Origin of the sequence: Streptomyces aurantiaciflavus, assembly GCF_049808595.1 — a bacterium.
In the GTDB taxonomy this organism is placed as follows: Bacteria; Actinomycetota; Actinomycetes; order Streptomycetales; family Streptomycetaceae; genus Streptomyces.
In genome coordinates, this window is the sequence record NZ_JBNCAQ010000021.1 from 17,250 (window position 1) to 32,411 (window position 15,162).

Sequence of the window (15,162 nt, forward strand, 5' to 3'; positions counted from 1 at the left end):
CCGCCGAGGAGCGGGCCGAGAGGCCGGAACCCGGAGGCGCAAAGCTAGAACAAGATCCCCTCAGGGGCTTGCGTTCCAGTGGCCTATGGTGTAATTGGCAGCACGACTGATTCTGGTTCAGTTAGTCTTGGTTCGAGTCCAGGTAGGCCAGCTCGCAGAGCTCATCTGCACTCGCGGATCACATCCGCAAGCCCCCGTTGTGTAGCGGCCTAGCACGCTGCCCTCTCAAGGCAGTAGCGCCGGTTCGAATCCGGTCGGGGGTACTGATCTCGATCAACTCGGGATCGCTAGGGCCCCCGTTGTGTAGCGGCCTAGCACGCCGCCCTCTCAAGGCGGTAGCGCCGGTTCGAATCCGGTCGGGGGTACGACTGGTCTAAACCACATTGGTCTATGGTGTAATTGGCAGCACGACTGATTCTGGTTCAGTTAGTCTTGGTTCGAGTCCAGGTAGACCAGCTCGGACCTGCGGAAACGCAGAGTCCACGCCCCCGTTGTGTAGCGGCCTAGCACGCCGCCCTCTCAAGGCGGTAGCGCCGGTTCGAATCCGGTCGGGGGTACGCGAGACAAAGGCCCTCCACTTCGGTGGGGGGCCTTTTCGTGTTTCCGGCTCACTCGAAGCCGTATCTGCGCGCCGACTCCTCCTCCTGCGCCAGCCGGTGCAGCGCCTGGAGCATGGGCTCGACGAAGACGGCTCCCGCGACCGCCGTCTCGACCTTCTCGGCCTCCGAGGGCTGGGTCTCCACGAAGTCCAGGACGGCCGCCTGGTGCATCAACCGGCCGTAGGACCCGATCAGTTCGGGGTCCCAGTCGTAGCCGAGCCGCCGGAGCGTCGCCACCGCCACCACCAGGGAACGACAGGCGGGGGAGACGGCGATCAGGGCTTGGCCGTTCGACCAGCCCAGTGTCTCCAAGAGCTGTTCCACCTCACGGCGCGCGGCCCGCACGTGCTCGTCCTCCGTCTCCGGCTCCGGAACCTGCGGCAGGGCCCACCAGTGGCTCCCCGATCATGCTGTCGATGTTCCGCGTGCTGGGGGAGCTCGCGCGGGACGGCGACCGGGGGGCTGCTGGGGCGCGTGTTGCTCACTGCTTCACCGCGGACGTACTACCTGGCCCAGTACTGGGAGTCCAAGGAGAAGCTCTATGCGTACGCGGCCTCGCCCGGCATGTTCCACCATCGGGCGTGGGGGCGCCGACCGTAAGGAGCGGGTGGGGAAGGTGCGAGGCGACGTCGGGTTCCGGCACGAGGCGTACATCGTGCCCGAGGGGTCGTACGAGTCGATCCACGTCGACATGCCGCCCTTCGGCCTCGCGGCGGCCACGGGGGTGCCGCCGGTCGGGAACCGGGGGCGGCGGGCAGCGCAGCGGTTCGCGCACCGCTCGTCCGGGGCGGCCGGGGGACCGTCTGAGGGGGGCGGGGAACCGAGGGGGGCCTGCCGCGGCGTTGAGGCGGGCACCCTTTCGGTGACGTCCCGAAAGCCCCCGGGGGTCAGCCGGTGCGGCGCAGCGCCTCCGACAGGCGGGCCGCCGCGTCGATGACCGCCTGGGCGTGCATACGGCCCGGGTGACGGGTCAGGCGCTCGATGGGACCGGAGACCGAGACGGCGGCCACCACGCGGTTGGAGGGGCCGCGGACGGGCGCGGAGACGGACGCGACGCCCGGCTCCCGCTCGCCGATGGACTGGGCCCAGCCCCGGCGTCGTACGCCCGACAGGGCCGTCGCGGTGAAGCGGGCGCCCTGCAGGCCGCGGTGGAGGCGCTCGGGCTCCTCCCAGGCCATGAGGATCTGCGCCGAGGAGCCCGCCTTCATCGTGAGCGTCGAGCCGACCGGGACCGTGTCCCGAAGGCCGGACAGGCGTTCCGCCGCGGCGACGCAGATGCGCATGTCGCCCTGGCGGCGGTAGAGCTGCGCGCTCTCGCCCGTGACGTCACGGAGATGGGTGAGCACCGGGCCGGCGGTCGCGAGGAGACGGTCCTCGCCGGCGGCCGCGGCCAGTTCTGCCAGGCGCGGGCCGAGGATGAAACGGCCCTGCATGTCGCGCGCCACCATACGGTGGTGTTCCAGAGCCACGGCCAGCCGGTGGGCCGTGGGTCGTGCCAGTCCGGTCGCCGCGACCAAGCCCGCGAGGGTGGCCGGACCGGACTCCAGGGCGCTCAGGACAAGGGCTGCCTTGTCCAGAACGCCGACGCCGCTACTGTTGTCCATGCAACGATACTCACGTCTCACTCTGTGAAACGCAAGTTCAATTTTCCGTGGAACGCGCCACCCTGGATGTCACGAAGGCACAGTGGCCCGCGGATCGAAACGGGCCCGGCGGCGGGCGCCCGGACAAGGGGCGCGGGCGGCGGCCGCCTCCTCAAGATCTCTAGTTGGGCCGGTGGACGCTTGCCGGCCGAAGGGAAAGCGATGGGTAGGACACTCGCGGAGAAGGTCTGGGACGACCACGTCGTCCGGCGCGCCGAGGGCGAGCCCGACCTCCTCTTCATCGATCTGCACCTGCTGCACGAGGTGACGAGCCCGCAGGCCTTCGACGGCCTCCGCAAGAGCGGCCGCCGGGTGCGCCGTCTCGACCTGACCATCGCCACCGAGGACCACAACACCCCGACCCTCGACATCGACAAGCCCATCGCCGACCCGGTCTCCCGGGTCCAGCTGGAGACGCTGCGCAAGAACGCCGCCGAGTTCGGTGTGCGGCTGCACCCGCTGGGCGACGTCGAGCAGGGCGTCGTGCACGTCGTCGGCCCGCAGCTGGGTCTGACCCAGCCCGGCATGACCGTCGTCTGCGGCGACTCGCACACCTCCACGCACGGCGCCTTCGGCGGCCTCGCGTTCGGCATCGGCACCTCCCAGGTCGAGCACGTGCTGGCCACCCAGACCCTGCCGATGGCCCGCCCGAAGACCATGGCCATCACCGTCAACGGCGAACTGCCCGAGGGCGTCACCGCCAAGGACCTGATCCTGGCGATCATCGCGAAGATCGGCACCGGCGGCGGTCAGGGCTACGTCCTGGAGTACCGCGGCTCCGCCATCGAGAAGCTCTCGATGGAGGCCCGGATGACCATCTGCAACATGTCGATCGAGGCCGGCGCCCGCGCGGGCATGATCGCCCCCGACGAGACCACCTTCGAGTACCTCAAGGGTCGCCCGCACGCCCCCGAGGGCGAGGACTGGGACGCGGCCGTCGCGTACTGGAAGACGCTGAAGACCGACGAGGACGCCGAGTTCGACGCCGAGGTCGTCATCGAGGCCGCCGAACTGTCGCCGTTCGTCACCTGGGGCACCAACCCCGGCCAGGGCGCGCCGCTTTCGGCGGACGTCCCCGACCCCGCTTCGTACGAAGACGCTTCGGAGCGCCTCGCCGCCGAAAAGGCCCTGGAATACATGGGGTTGGAGGCCGGGCAGCCGCTGCGCTCCATCAAGGTGGACACCGTCTTCGTAGGCTCCTGCACCAACGGCCGTATCGAGGACCTGCGCGCCGCCGCCGAGCTCCTCAAGGGCCGCAAAGTCGCCGACGGCGTACGGATGCTGGTCGTTCCCGGCTCCGCGCGCGTGGGTCTGCAGGCCGTCTCCGAGGGCCTGGACGTCGTCTTCAAGGAGGCCGGCGCCGAGTGGCGGCACGCGGGCTGCTCGATGTGCCTCGGCATGAACCCCGACCAGCTGGCCCCGGGGGAGCGCTCCGCGTCCACCTCCAACCGCAACTTCGAGGGCCGGCAGGGCAAGGGCGGTCGTACGCACCTGGTGTCGCCGCAGGTCGCGGCGGCCACCGCGGTCCTGGGCCATCTGGCCTCCCCGGCCGACCTGTCCGACGCCGAGACCCGTACGCCCGCTGGAGTCTGATCAGTCATGGAAGCATTCACCACGCACACCGGCCGGGCCGTCCCGCTGCGCCGCTCCAACGTCGACACCGACCAGATCATCCCCGCTCACTGGCTCAAGAAGGTGACCCGGGACGGTTTCGAGGACGGGCTGTTCGAGGCCTGGCGCAAGGACGAGACCTTCATCCTCAACCAGCCCGAGCGGCAGGGCGCGACCGTTCTGGTCGCCGGTCCCGACTTCGGCACCGGCTCCTCTCGTGAGCACGCTGTCTGGGCGCTGCAGAACTACGGCTTCAAGGCCGTGATCTCCTCCCGCTTCGCCGACATCTTCCGCGGCAACTCGCTGAAGAACGGCCTGCTCACGGTGGTCCTGGAGCAGAAGATCGTGGACGCGCTGTGGGAGCTCACCGAGAAGGACGCGACTGCTGAGGTCACTGTGGACCTTGAGGCGCGTGAGGTGCGTGCCGAGGGCATCACCGCCTCCTTCGAGCTGGACGAGAACTCCCGCTGGCGGCTGCTGAACGGGCTGGACGACATCTCCATCACCCTCCAGAACGAGGCCGACATCGCCGCGTACGAGGCCAAGCGCCCGTCGTACAAGCCGCGGACGCTCCAGGCCTGATCCACGTCCGTCCGCGACTGATCCGTATCGGATCCGCGCGGCAACCGGTCGAGTTTCGGCCACCGCGAGACACCCCCCGTACCCCCGATCGGCCCGATCGGGGGTACGGCCATGTCCGCGCCCGTTCGGCCCCGCCGCTCCTCACGCTTCCTCCCAACTTCCCACGTTAAGGCGGTGGTTGCCGGGGTACGCGCCCTGTGTGGACGCGGCTTCCGAAGGTGCCCGGAAGGCTGTCTGAGGCGGCAGTTGCCCCCTGAGCGGGCGACAACTCGCCCCAGATGGCACAATCTGTGCATGGAACACGACGGCCAACTCGAGCTCTATACGGCGGTCGCGAACCAGCTCAAGGAAGCGCACGCAAGGGTGCGCGCACTGCAAGTCCCGGAGGGCGTACGGATGGCGCTGACCCGGAAGCTGCTGGTCATTACGGCCGCGGCCAAGCACGATCTCGCCGATGCGGCAAGGCGACTGGAGCGGTTCATGGCGGACCTCGACGAGGGGCGAATGCCCGAAGAGGGCCGCTGATCGCCTCCGGAGCAGCCGAGTTCGTTGCGGCACAAGGGTGATTAGCCCGTTTCGTGTTTGATTTGCGGTATATATCTGCCTAACGTGCGAAAAAGCTTGAACACTTTCGTTCTGGCGATGTCTCCGAAGGGGAAGACGTGAACAAGGCGCAGCTCGTAGAAGCGATTGCCGACAAGCTGGGCGGCCGCCAGCAGGCCGCCGACGCGGTCGACGCGGTCCTGGACGCCATCGTCCGTGCGACCGTCGCGGGGGAGAGGGTCTCGGTCACCGGCTTCGGTTCGTTCGAGAAGGTCGACCGCCCGGCGCGTTACGCCCGTAACCCCCAGACGGGCGAGCGGGTTCGGGTCAAGAAGACGTCCGTTCCGCGCTTCCGCGCAGGCCAGGGCTTCAAGGACCTGGTGAGCGGCTCGAAGAAGCTGCCGCGCGGTGGCGAGGTCGCCGTCAAGAAGGCCCCCAAGGGCAGCCTGTCCGGCGGTGCCACCGCGACGGTCAAGAAGGCCGCCGCGAAGAAGGCCGCCCCTTCGAAGAGGGCGACGGCCGCCGCGAAGAAGACCACCCCGGCGAAGAAGACGACGGCTGCCGCGAAGAAGACCACGGCCGCCGCCAAGAAGACGACCGCGAAGAAGGCCACCACCAAGAAGACGGCCGCGGCCGCCAAGAAGACCACGACGGCCAAGACCGCCGCGGCCAAGAAGACCACCGCCAAGAAGGCGCCGGCGAAGAAGGCGACGGCCACGACGGCCCCCGCCAAGAAGTCGACCGCCCGCAAGACCACCGCCAAGAAGACCACTGCCCGCTAGGCACAGGGGTTCAGGGGCACTCACACGCCGGGCCGGACTCCCTCTCGGAGCCCGGCCCGCGGTGTGTCCGGAAGATCTTCGGCGTTCAGAACGTCTGCAGCGTCACGAGGGTGACGCGCCGGGCGTCCCCCTCGCCCTCGGTCTCGATCCGCACCCGTTGACCCGGCCGCAGCAGCCGCAGCCCGCCCGCGTCGAACGCCGGCGCGTCGAAGGGCACCGGGGTGCCGTCGTCCAGCAGCACCTGTCCGCTGCGGGTGTCGGGGTCGTACGTGTACGCGGTGGCCTGCATGGTCGGCAGCCTACTGCCCCGGAATCAGCAGGCGCGCGGCCGCCGCGGCCGTTCGGGGGCCCACCCCCAGGGCCAGGGCCGCCCGCAGGTCCTCGCCGGTGTCCACGTCCTGGCGTACGGAATCCACCGTGTCGAGGCGGAGTTCCGCGGCTCCCGAGGCACGGTGGCGGACGCGGGAGTCGGCGCCGAAAGCGGGGAGCAATTCATGGCCGGGGGCCACCGCGAGAAGGGTCGTACCGATTGCGGCCGCATCGGGGAGAAAAGCGCGAGGGAATTCCCCGGCCGCGTCCAGGACCCGGGCCAATTCCAGCGGGCGGAGGGCGGGAAGGTCGGCGTTCAGGGCGGCGAGCGCGCTGTCGGGGCGCGTGGCGCGTACGGCGTCCGCTCCGTGCGCGAGAGCGGCGTTCAGGCCGGAGCGCGGCTCGTCGGGGACGATACGGGCGCCCAGCGCCGCGAGCTCCCGACCGGCCAGCACATCGTCCGTGACGACTGCCACATCCCGTACCGCCGGGCAGGCCAGGGCGGCCGCCACCGTGTCCTGGGCGAAGGCGAGGGCGAGTCCCGGGCGCAGCCCGTCGGCCGCGGTGTCCGCGAGCCTGCTCTTGGCGAGCGCCAAGGGCTTCAGGGGTATGACCAAGCTCCACTGCACCGGTGTACCGTCCCTCTCTCGTCGCCGCCATTGTCACCCGGCTCTTCCGGCGGCAGCGTGATCGGGGCGTACGGTGTTCTCGACAGACCGGCGGCCCGGGGCGACACTTGTGCGGCCCCCTGGCCCCGGAGGGAAGTCAGGGAAGTCCTAGAGGAAGGTGTCCGCGTGCCCCGCCGCAGAATCGGCTTCTGGTACCGCTTCGCAGCGGTCCTCTGCAAACCGCCGCTGGTGGTTCTGATCAAGCGGGACTGGCGCGGAATGGAACACATTCCGGTCGAGGGTGGATTTATCACCGCGGTGAACCACAATTCACACATCGACCCCTTCGCATACGCGCACTACCAGTACAACACCGGAAGAGTGCCGCGATTTCTGGCGAAGAGCGGGCTTTTCAAGAAGGGATTCGTGGGCGCCGCGATGCGCGGCACCGGACAGATCCCCGTCTACCGCGAGAGCACGGACGCGCTCAGCGCCTTCCGGGCCGCGATCGACGCCGTGGAGCGCGGCGAGTGCGTCGCCTTCTACCCCGAGGGCACCCTCACCCGCGATCCCGACGGCTGGCCCATGACCGCCAAGACCGGTGCCGCGCGCGTCGCCCTGCAGACCAAGTGCCCGGTCATCCCGATCGCGCAGTGGGGCGCCAACGAACTGCTGCCGCCCTACGCCAAGAAACCCAACCTCCTTCCGCGCAAGACCCACCACGTCCTCGCCGGCCCGCCCGTGGACCTCGCGCGGTTCTACGACAAGGAGATGACTCCCGAGCTGCTGAAGGAGGCGACGGAGGTCATCATGGCCGCCATCACCCGCCAGCTGGAGGAGATCCGCGGCGAGAAGGCGCCGGACACGCCCTACGACCCGCGCCGGGAGCGGATCGAGCAGCGGCGCCGGACGCAGGCACAGACGCAGCCCGGTCGGTCGACCGTCCGAGAAGGGGAGAGCGGCACGTGAGCAAGCCCGTCAAGGCGGCTGTCTTCGGCACCGGATCGTGGGGCACCGCCTTCGGCATGGTCCTCGCCGACGCGGGCTGCGAGGTGACGCTCTGGGCGCGCCGCGCCGAGCTCGCCGACGCGGTCAACTCCACGCGGACCAACCCCGACTACCTCCCCGGCGTCGAACTCCCCGAGAACCTGCGCGCCACCGCCGACCCGGCCGAGGCCGCCCGCGACGCCGACTTCACCGTCCTCGCGATCCCCTCGCAGACCCTGCGCGCCAACCTCGCCGAGTGGCACCCGCTGCTCGCCCCGGACACCGTCCTCGTCTCGCTGATGAAGGGCGTCGAACTCGGTACGACCATGCGGATGAGCGAGGTCGTCGAGGACGTCGCCAAGGTGGGCCGGGACCGTGTCGCCGTCGTCACCGGGCCCAACCTCGCGAGGGAGATCGCCTCGCGCATGCCCGCCGCGGCCGTGGTCGCCTGCACCGACGAGACCGTCGCCCAGCGCCTCCAGGCCGCCTGCCACACGCCGTACTTCCGCCCGTACACCAACACCGACGTGGTGGGCTGCGAGCTGGGCGGCGCGGTGAAGAACGTCATCGGGCTCGCCGTCGGCATCGCGGACGGCATGGGGCTCGGCGACAACGCCAAGGGCTCGCTGATCACCCGCGGCCTCGCCGAGACGACGCGGCTCGGCCTGGCCATGGGCGCCGACCCGCTCACCTTCTCCGGGCTCGCCGGGCTCGGTGACCTGGTGGCGACCTGCTCCTCGCCGCTGTCCCGCAACCACACCTTCGGCACCAACCTCGGCAAGGGCATGACCCTGCAGGAGACGATCGCGGTCACCAAGCAGACCGCCGAGGGCGTCAAGTCCTGCGAGTCGGTACTGGATCTGGCGCGCCGGCACGGCGTCGACATGCCCATCACCGAGACGGTCGTCGGCATCGTGCACGAAGGCAAGCCGCCGGTGGTGGCGTTGAAGGAGCTGATGTCGCGCAGCGCGAAGCCCGAACGACGCTGAGCAACCCCCCGAGTCGACGCTGTCTCCGGGCCCTACCACCGGGTACTCTCAACGCGATATGAGCACCGAGAACCTCCCCCAGAGCCCCGAGCAGCCGTCTCGCAAGCCGCGTGTGGCCGTCGTGTTCGGCGGCCGCAGCTCCGAACACGGGATCTCCGTGGTCACCGCCGGCGCCGTCCTCAAGGCCATCGACCGGACCAAGTACGAGGTCCTGCCGATCGGGATCACCCGGGACGGCCGGTGGGCGCTCACCGCCGACGCCCCGGAGCGCATGGCGATCACCGACCGCCGCACGCCCAGCGTCGAGGAGCTCGCCGAGTCGCAGGAGGGCGGCGTGGTGCTTCCCGTCGACCCCGCGAGCCGCGAAGTCGTCTACAGCGAGCCCGGATCGGTGCCCAAGGCGCTCGGCGAGGTCGACGTCGTCTTCCCGGTGCTGCACGGCCCCTACGGCGAGGACGGCACCCTCCAGGGCCTGCTGGAGCTCTCCGGCGTCCCGTACGTGGGCTCGGGCGTGCTCGCCTCGGCCGTCGGCCAGGACAAGGAGTACATGAAGCGGGTGTTCACCTCCTTCGGGCTGAAGGTGGGCCCGTACGTGGTGATCCGGCCGCGCGAGTGGCAGCAGGACGAGCCGGCCGCCCGTAAGAAGATCATCGACTTCGCCGGCGAGCACGGCTGGCCGCTCTTCGTGAAGCCCGCGCGCGCGGGCTCGTCGATCGGCATCACCAAGGTCGACGACCTGTCGGGGCTCGACGAGGCGATCGCCGAGGCCCAGCGGCACGACCCGAAGGTCCTCGTCGAGGCGGCGCTGCGCGGCCGCGAGATCGAGTGCGGGGTGCTGGAGTTCGAGGACGGGCCGAGGGCCTCCGTACCCGCCGAGATCCCGCCGCCGGAGGCGCACGCGTACTACGACTTCGAGGCCAAGTACATCGACTCCACCCCCGGGATCGTCCCGGCCCCGCTGACGCCCGAGGAGACCGCCGAGGTGCAGAGGCTCGCGGTGGACGCCTTCGAGGCGGCGTCCTGCGAGGGGCTGGTCCGCGCGGACTTCTTCCTCACGGAGGACGGGGAGTTCGTGATCAACGAGATCAACACGATGCCCGGCTTCACGCCGATCTCGATGTACCCGGCGATGTGGCAGGCGAGCGGCATCAGCTACGAGGAGCTGGTGGACCGGCTCGTCCAGGCGGCCCTGCGCCGTTCGACGGGGCTCAGGTAGCCGCCTGAGGGGCGCGGGGCCGTATCGATACGCGGCTCGGCCGCGCTGGGGTCCCCGCGCGTGGGGGTCCCTCCCGCGCATGGGGGGCCTTCCCGCTCAGGGGGTCCCTCCCGCTCGTCGAGCGAAGCCGAGAGTGGGGGAGAAGCCGAGAGCGGGGGAGCGACCAGCCACACGCGACCCGCACGCGAACGACGGCCCCGCCGGCGCGGCGACTAGTCGGCGATCCCCTCGGGGATCGCCTTCTTGATGGCGGGGGCCAGGTCGATCAGCACCGACGAACTGTCCGTCCCCTTCGGCACCGTCACCTCGACATAGGCACGGCGACTGGCGGTGGTGAAGCGGTACCCCCCGTCGTCCCGCTTCTCCATCAGCCAGTCGACGCCGTTCACACCGCCGGCGACCGCGTCCGGGTCGGCGCCCTGGGCCACCTTCGGATCCACCATCTTCGGCGGCCGCTCCACACCGCAGCGCAGTATGATCGCCGGGTTCCCCCAGCCCGCGGTCAGCGCGGAGGCGGGCTCGGGATCCCGGCGGTCCAGACCGTCCACCTTCGACGGCAGCGCCTCGTCCAGGTTCCGGCACAGTTGCACGGCTTTCGCCGCGGGGCTGGGAACCGCCGCCGACGCGTCACCGTCTGCTGAGGAGCAGCCCGCCGCGGCCAGCAGGAGGGCCAGCGAGGGCAGAACAATTGGCCGGTGACGGAAAGGGTTCACCGGCCAAGCGTAGACGGGGGCTACAGATGCACGACCGGGCAGGTCAGGGTACGGGTGATCCCGTCCACCTGCTGGACCTTGGCGACCACCATGCGGCCGAGGTCGTCGACCGTGTCGGCCTGGGCCCGCACGATGACGTCGTACGGGCCCGTCACGTCCTCGGCCTGGACGACCCCAGGGATCTTGCTGATCGTCTCGGCGACGGTCGACGCCTTGCCGACCTCCGTCTGGATCAGGATGTACGCCTGTACCACGGAACCTCCACGGCGGCCACGAGGATCATGTGGGGAAAAGGAACGCCACGGTATCGCGTCGCCGCTCGCCGCGGGGAGACCTGCGGGGGCCACGGCTCGCGCGCCGGGGTGCAGGCACGAAAGAAGTTGACGGTCTCCTCGACGGTATCGAGGACACTGGTGACGCGCGACCGGGCACGGACAGGGACAGAAGGGGAGCTAGGGCGATGAAGGGCACTGTTGGTGAGCTCGGGGAGTTCGGGCTCATCAGGGAGCTCACCTCCCGTCTCACCACCACCCCGGCGGTCCGGGTCGGACCCGGCGACGACGCCGCGGTGGTCGCCGCGCCCGACCGCCGGGTCGTGGCCAGCACCGACATCCTGCTGGAGGGCCGGCACTTCCGCCGCGACTGGTCCACGGCGTACGACGTGGGCCGCAAGGCCGCCGCGCAGAACCTCGCCGACATCGCGGCGATGGGCGCCGTGCCGACCGCCCTGCTGCTCGGCCTCGTCGTACCCGCCGAACTGCCGGTGACCTGGCCGACCGAGCTGATGGACGGCCTGCGCGACGAGTGCCAGGTCGCCGGTGCCTCGGTGGTCGGCGGCGATGTCGTACGCGGCGACATGATCATGGTGTCGATCACCGCGCTCGGCGATCTGCGCAACCAGGAGCCGATCACCCGGGCCGGCGCCCAGCCCGGCGACCTCGTCGCGGTGACCGGCTGGCTGGGCTGGTCCGCCGCCGGGTACGCGGTCCTCTCCCGCGGCTTCCGCTCGCCCCGCGCCTTCGTCGAGGCCCACCGCCGCCCCGAACCGCCCTACCACGCGGGCCCGGCGGCCGCCTCGCTCGGCGCGACCGCGATGTGCGACGTGAGCGACGGACTGATCGCCGACCTCGGGCACATCGCGGAGGCCAGCAAGGTCCGCATCGACATCCGCTCCGGCGCCATCGACATCCCCTCGCAGATGAACGACATCGGCCAGGCCGTCGGCGTCGACCCCATGCAGTGGGTGCTGACCGGGGGAGAGGACCACGCGATCGTGGCGACCTTCCCGCCGGACGTGAAGCTGCCGGCCCGCTGGAAGGTGATCGGCGAGGTCCTCAACCCGTCCGCCCTGCCCCAGGTGACGGTCGACGGGGCGCCCTGGACCAGCAAGGGCGGCTGGGACCACTTCGGGGACATCGAGTCATGAGTCTGCCGAGGGCGCTGACCGTGGCCGGCTCCGACTCCGGTGGGGGCGCGGGCATTCAGGCCGATCTGAAGACGATGCTCGCGCTCGGCGTGCACGGCATGAGTGTCGTCACGGCCGTCACGGCTCAGAACTCCCTTGGCGTGCAGGGCGCTTGGGAGCTGCCCGTGGAGGCGGTGCGGGCGCAGTACCGCAGTGTCGTCGACGACATCGGCGTCCAGGCCGTGAAGACCGGGATGCTGGCGTCCGCCGAACTCGTCGAAACCGTCGCCGAGTTGATCGCCGGTACGGACGTGCCGGTCGTCGTCGACCCCGTGGGTGTCTCCAAGCACGGGGACCCGCTGCTGGCGTCCTCGGCACTGGACTCGGTACGCACCAAGCTGCTGCCGGTGGCCACCGTCGCCACCCCGAACCTCGACGAGGTGGCCCAACTCACGGGTGTCCACGTCGAGTCCGAGGAACAGCTCCGGGAGGCGGCGGCGGCCGTGCTGGCCCACGGGCCGCGCTGGGTGCTCGTCAAGGGCGGTCATCTCCCCGGTGACGCCGTCGACTTGCTCACCGACGGGTCTGAGGAGCACTGGCTGCACGCACCCCGGCACGACAACCGGCACACGCACGGCACGGGCTGCACCCTCGCCTCGGCGATCGCGTCACACCTCGCGAAGGGGCGGTCCGTGCCGGAGGCGGTGGCGGCGGCCAAGGCGTACGTCACGGGGGCCATCGCGGCCGGGTTCGCGCTGGGCGGGGGGATCGGGCCGGTGGATCACGGATGGGGGCTCGGGGCGGGGCGAGGCGGCGCTTGGACGCCTGGGCCGTCGTCTGCGTGATCGTTCAAGCGGTCGCTTGAACACCCGGCGCTCACTCCGGGGCACAGCAAAGAGCCGGTCCACCGAGATGGACCGGCTTTCTGCAGCGAACCAGCAGTGGCCGCGCGCGATGGGGGTCCCCCCGCCTCGAGCGAACTCGAGAGGTGGGGGATGTGCGTCAGCGCGAGACCTTGCCGGCCTTGATGCACGAGGTGCAAGCGTTCACGCGCTTCGGCGTCCCGCCGACCACGGTACGCACACGCTGGATGTTCGGGTTCCAGCGGCGGGACGTACGGCGGTGCGAGTGCGAGATGTTGTTGCCGAAGCCCGGCCCCTTGCCGCAGACGTCGCAGTTGGCAGCCACGGGTCACTCCAAAGACTTCAGATGCACTTACGGTTGATCCCGGCATGCCGGGATCGCGATCGTAGGATCAAAGATCTGAGTGGCGTTGCCAGGGGGAGAGCCCGATCTGCATCGGGCAACCGGAGCAGCATACAACGACTGCGCCAGTACAACGAAACTACCATGCCTGCTCAGGGGCCCGGCCCCGGCCCTCTTCCGGGGGGCACCCGCCCTGGGTCTACGCTGCGTCCCAGTCCAGCAGCTCAAGGAGGCGCAGGTGCCGCAGGTGCCGCAGACATTCTTCGATGCTCTCGCGGTGCGCACCTGGTGCGGTCTCGCGCTGCGCGCGCTGGGGCGGGCACGCGAGGAGATCGACGCGATCAACGTCTATCCGGTCGCGGACGGGGACACCGGCACCAACCTCTACCTGACCGTCGAGTCGGCGGCGACCGCCGTCGAAGCCGTGTTCTCCGGGTACGAGGCCGGCTCGGCGCCCGCCGGGAGCCCCTCGCTCGCCGACGCCGCGCGCGCGATGGCGCACGGCGCGCTCATCGGCGCGCGCGGGAACTCCGGGACGATCCTCGCGCAGCTGCTGCGCGGCATGGCGCAGGTGCTGGCCGCCGAGGGTGAGGCCGCTCACACCGACGCGGACGGGCTGCGCCTGGCCCTGCGGCGCGCGGCCGACTCCGCCCGCGGGGCCGTGGCCCACCCCGTCGAGGGCACGGTCCTGTCGGTCGCCTCGGCCGCCGCCGACGCGGCCGAGGGTGCCGAGGGGGACTGCGGGACGGTCGCACGGGCTGCCTACCGGGGGGCGTGCGCGGCCCTCGCCGCGACCCCGGGCCAGCTGGCCGTCCTGGAGCGCGCCGGGGTGGTCGACGCCGGTGGGCGCGGGCTGGTGGCGGTGCTCGCGGCCCTGGTGGAGACGTTCACGGGGGAGAGGCCGGGGGTTCCGGTGCCCTCCGGTGCCGACACGCACGCGTGCGTGGGGACCGCGGGGCCCCTGGAGTCCGCCGAGGCGGAGGCCTGCGGCGCCGACCAGGCGGCGGACGAGGGCGGTCCCGCCTTCGAGGTCATCTACCTCCTGGAGGCCGAGGACGCGGCCGTGGACCGGCTGCGGCAGCGGCTCGACGCCCTCGGGGACTCGCTCGTCGTGGTCGGCGGCGACGGCCTGTGGAACGTCCACGTGCACGTCGACGACGCCGGCGCCGCCGTGGAAGCGGGCGTCGAGGCCGGACGGCCGTACCGGATCCGCATCACCCACTTCGGCGCCGACGACGTGCACGCGCGCGGGGGTGAACGTTCGCCCCGCGAGCGCGCCCAGCGGGCGGTGGTCGCCGTCGTCCCCGGCGAGGGCCTGGCCGGGCTGTACGCCGAGGCCGGCGCGACGACGGTCCTCGCGCGCCCCGGGGAGCCGCCCGCGAGCGGCGAGCTCGTCGAGGCCGTACGCCGGGCCCACGCGCGTGAGGTCGTGCTGCTGCCCAACGACGCCGACCTGCGCCACACCGCGGCCGCGGCGGCCGAGCAGGCCCGCTCGGAGGGCGTCCGGGTGGCCCTGATCCCGACCCGGTCCGCGGTCCAGGGGATCGCCGCGCTCGCCGTGCACCAGCCCGACCGCCGCTTCGACGAGGACGTCGTCTCGATGACCTCGGCGGCCGGCGCCACCCGCTACGCCGAGGTCGCCGTCGCCGAGCGCCAGTCCTGGACCATGGCCGGCATCTGCCAGGCCGGTGACGTCCTCGGCCTCATCGACGGCGACGTCGCCGTCATCGGCGCCGACGTCACCGCCGCCGCCGAAACCGTCCTGGACCGCATGCTGGCGGCGGGCGGGGAGCTGGTCACCCTGGTGCTGGGCGACGAGGCTCCGGAGGGGATTGCCGAGCGGCTGGAGGGGCGGGTGCGGGAGGGGTACCTCGCGGTGGACACGGTGGTGTATCGGGGTGGGCGGCAGGGGGCGTTGTTGTTGATCGGTGTGGAGTAGGGGGAGGGGGAGTGGGCTGAGGTGGGGGGC

16 protein-coding genes, 5 tRNA genes and 2 pseudogenes are annotated in these 15,162 nt (G+C 71.1%); 16 read left to right on the plus strand and 7 right to left on the minus strand.

The window, feature by feature from the left end:
* The first annotated feature begins 79 nt into the window (after positions 1-79).
* The 5 genes from ACPT94_RS24445 (at position 80) to ACPT94_RS24465 (ending at position 557) form a co-directional block, all read left to right on the plus strand.
* Positions 80-151, plus strand: a tRNA-Gln gene (locus ACPT94_RS24445).
* A 39-nt stretch (positions 152-190) separates the two neighbouring features.
* A tRNA-Glu gene (locus tag ACPT94_RS24450) sits at positions 191-263 on the plus strand.
* Positions 264-292: 29 nt separating this feature from the next.
* Positions 293-365 (plus strand) — tRNA-Glu (locus tag ACPT94_RS24455).
* A 19-nt stretch (positions 366-384) separates the two neighbouring features.
* Positions 385-456, plus strand: a tRNA-Gln gene (locus tag ACPT94_RS24460).
* A gap of 28 nt (positions 457-484) precedes the next feature.
* A tRNA-Glu gene (locus ACPT94_RS24465) sits at positions 485-557 on the plus strand.
* Between the two features lie 51 nt (positions 558-608).
* On the opposite strand, the pseudogene ACPT94_RS24470 reads toward ACPT94_RS24465, so the two are convergent.
* A pseudogene (locus ACPT94_RS24470) lies at positions 609-1,001 on the minus strand (MerR family transcriptional regulator); the annotation flags it as partial.
* Here ACPT94_RS24470 and ACPT94_RS24475 point away from each other — a divergent pair.
* A pseudogene (locus ACPT94_RS24475) lies at positions 1,001-1,395 on the plus strand (monooxygenase family protein); the annotation flags it as partial. The pseudogenes ACPT94_RS24470 and ACPT94_RS24475 overlap by 1 nt on opposite strands.
* Before the next feature lie 91 nt (positions 1,396-1,486).
* On the opposite strand, the gene ndgR reads toward ACPT94_RS24475, so the two are convergent.
* On the minus strand, positions 1,487-2,203 hold the full coding sequence (ndgR, locus tag ACPT94_RS24480; RefSeq protein ID WP_015036427.1) for an IclR family transcriptional regulator NdgR: 717 nt from the start codon (positions 2,201-2,203) through the stop codon (positions 1,487-1,489).
* Positions 2,204-2,404: 201 nt separating this feature from the next.
* On the opposite strand from ndgR, the gene leuC reads away from it, so the two are divergent.
* The 4 genes from leuC (at position 2,405) to ACPT94_RS24500 (ending at position 5,760) form a co-directional block, all read left to right on the plus strand.
* Positions 2,405-3,835 (plus strand): 3-isopropylmalate dehydratase large subunit, encoded by a 1,431-nt coding sequence (gene leuC, locus ACPT94_RS24485; protein WP_360343701.1) that lies wholly within the window; start codon positions 2,405-2,407, stop codon positions 3,833-3,835.
* Positions 3,836-3,841: 6 nt separating this feature from the next.
* Positions 3,842-4,435, plus strand: coding sequence for a 3-isopropylmalate dehydratase small subunit (gene leuD / locus ACPT94_RS24490; RefSeq protein ID WP_360343704.1), 594 nt, complete (start codon positions 3,842-3,844; stop codon positions 4,433-4,435).
* A 294-nt stretch (positions 4,436-4,729) separates the two neighbouring features.
* Positions 4,730-4,960, plus strand: a complete 231-nt coding sequence (locus ACPT94_RS24495; protein WP_360343707.1) for an SCO5555 family protein — start codon at positions 4,730-4,732, stop codon at positions 4,958-4,960.
* 137 nt (positions 4,961-5,097) lie between these two features.
* Positions 5,098-5,760 carry an HU family DNA-binding protein gene (locus ACPT94_RS24500; protein WP_360343710.1) on the plus strand — a complete coding sequence of 221 codons (663 nt, stop codon included), beginning with the start codon at positions 5,098-5,100 and terminating at the stop codon, positions 5,758-5,760.
* Between the two features lie 85 nt (positions 5,761-5,845).
* Here ACPT94_RS24500 and ACPT94_RS24505 read toward each other — a convergent pair whose 3' ends face one another.
* Both ACPT94_RS24505 and cofC read right to left on the minus strand, forming a co-directional pair.
* Positions 5,846-6,049 carry a hypothetical protein gene (locus ACPT94_RS24505; protein WP_360343713.1) on the minus strand — a complete coding sequence of 68 codons (204 nt, stop codon included), beginning with the start codon at positions 6,047-6,049 and terminating at the stop codon, positions 5,846-5,848.
* A gap of 10 nt (positions 6,050-6,059) precedes the next feature.
* Positions 6,060-6,698, minus strand: a complete 639-nt coding sequence (gene cofC / locus ACPT94_RS24510; protein WP_360343716.1) for a 2-phospho-L-lactate guanylyltransferase — start codon at positions 6,696-6,698, stop codon at positions 6,060-6,062.
* A 165-nt stretch (positions 6,699-6,863) separates the two neighbouring features.
* Here cofC and ACPT94_RS24515 point away from each other — a divergent pair, with 165 nt between their 5' ends.
* From ACPT94_RS24515 to ACPT94_RS24525, 3 genes are read left to right on the plus strand one after another with little or no spacing between them, the layout of a single operon-like run.
* Positions 6,864-7,646, plus strand: a complete 783-nt coding sequence (locus tag ACPT94_RS24515; protein ID WP_360343719.1) for a lysophospholipid acyltransferase family protein — start codon at positions 6,864-6,866, stop codon at positions 7,644-7,646.
* A complete protein-coding gene (locus tag ACPT94_RS24520; protein WP_360343722.1) occupies positions 7,643-8,653 on the plus strand; it encodes an NAD(P)H-dependent glycerol-3-phosphate dehydrogenase in 1,011 nt (336 codons plus the stop codon). Before ACPT94_RS24515 ends, ACPT94_RS24520 begins: the two co-directional genes overlap by 4 nt.
* Before the next feature lie 58 nt (positions 8,654-8,711).
* Complete coding sequence (locus ACPT94_RS24525; RefSeq protein ID WP_360343725.1) at positions 8,712-9,869, plus strand: D-alanine--D-alanine ligase family protein; 1,158 nt, start codon at positions 8,712-8,714, stop codon at positions 9,867-9,869.
* Positions 9,870-10,081: 212 nt separating this feature from the next.
* Here ACPT94_RS24525 and ACPT94_RS24530 read toward each other — a convergent pair whose 3' ends face one another.
* Entirely contained in the window at positions 10,082-10,582 is a 501-nt protein-coding gene (locus tag ACPT94_RS24530; RefSeq protein ID WP_360343728.1) for a DUF3515 domain-containing protein, read from the minus strand.
* A 20-nt stretch (positions 10,583-10,602) separates the two neighbouring features.
* Positions 10,603-10,836: an Lrp/AsnC family transcriptional regulator gene (locus ACPT94_RS24535; RefSeq protein WP_037677600.1), complete on the minus strand. Its 234-nt coding sequence runs from the start codon at positions 10,834-10,836 to the stop codon at positions 10,603-10,605.
* Between the two features lie 206 nt (positions 10,837-11,042).
* Here ACPT94_RS24535 and ACPT94_RS24540 point away from each other — a divergent pair, with 206 nt between their 5' ends.
* Both ACPT94_RS24540 and thiD read left to right on the plus strand, forming a co-directional pair.
* The gene (locus ACPT94_RS24540; protein ID WP_360343732.1) at positions 11,043-12,008 is read left to right on the plus strand and encodes a thiamine-phosphate kinase; all 966 of its coding nucleotides are present in this window, start codon (positions 11,043-11,045) and stop codon (positions 12,006-12,008) included.
* Positions 12,005-12,832: a bifunctional hydroxymethylpyrimidine kinase/phosphomethylpyrimidine kinase gene (gene thiD, locus ACPT94_RS24545; protein ID WP_425246824.1), complete on the plus strand. Its 828-nt coding sequence runs from the start codon at positions 12,005-12,007 to the stop codon at positions 12,830-12,832. The genes ACPT94_RS24540 and thiD overlap by 4 nt, the downstream gene beginning before the upstream one ends.
* Positions 12,833-12,989: 157 nt before the next feature.
* Here thiD and rpmB read toward each other — a convergent pair whose 3' ends face one another.
* Entirely contained in the window at positions 12,990-13,175 is a 186-nt protein-coding gene (gene rpmB, locus ACPT94_RS24550) for a 50S ribosomal protein L28 (protein ID WP_003993230.1), read from the minus strand.
* Positions 13,176-13,431: 256 nt separating this feature from the next.
* Between rpmB and ACPT94_RS24555 the strand changes: the two genes are divergently transcribed.
* A complete protein-coding gene (locus ACPT94_RS24555; RefSeq protein WP_425246825.1) occupies positions 13,432-15,132 on the plus strand; it encodes a DAK2 domain-containing protein in 1,701 nt (566 codons plus the stop codon).
* Positions 15,133-15,162: the final 30 nt, after the last annotated feature.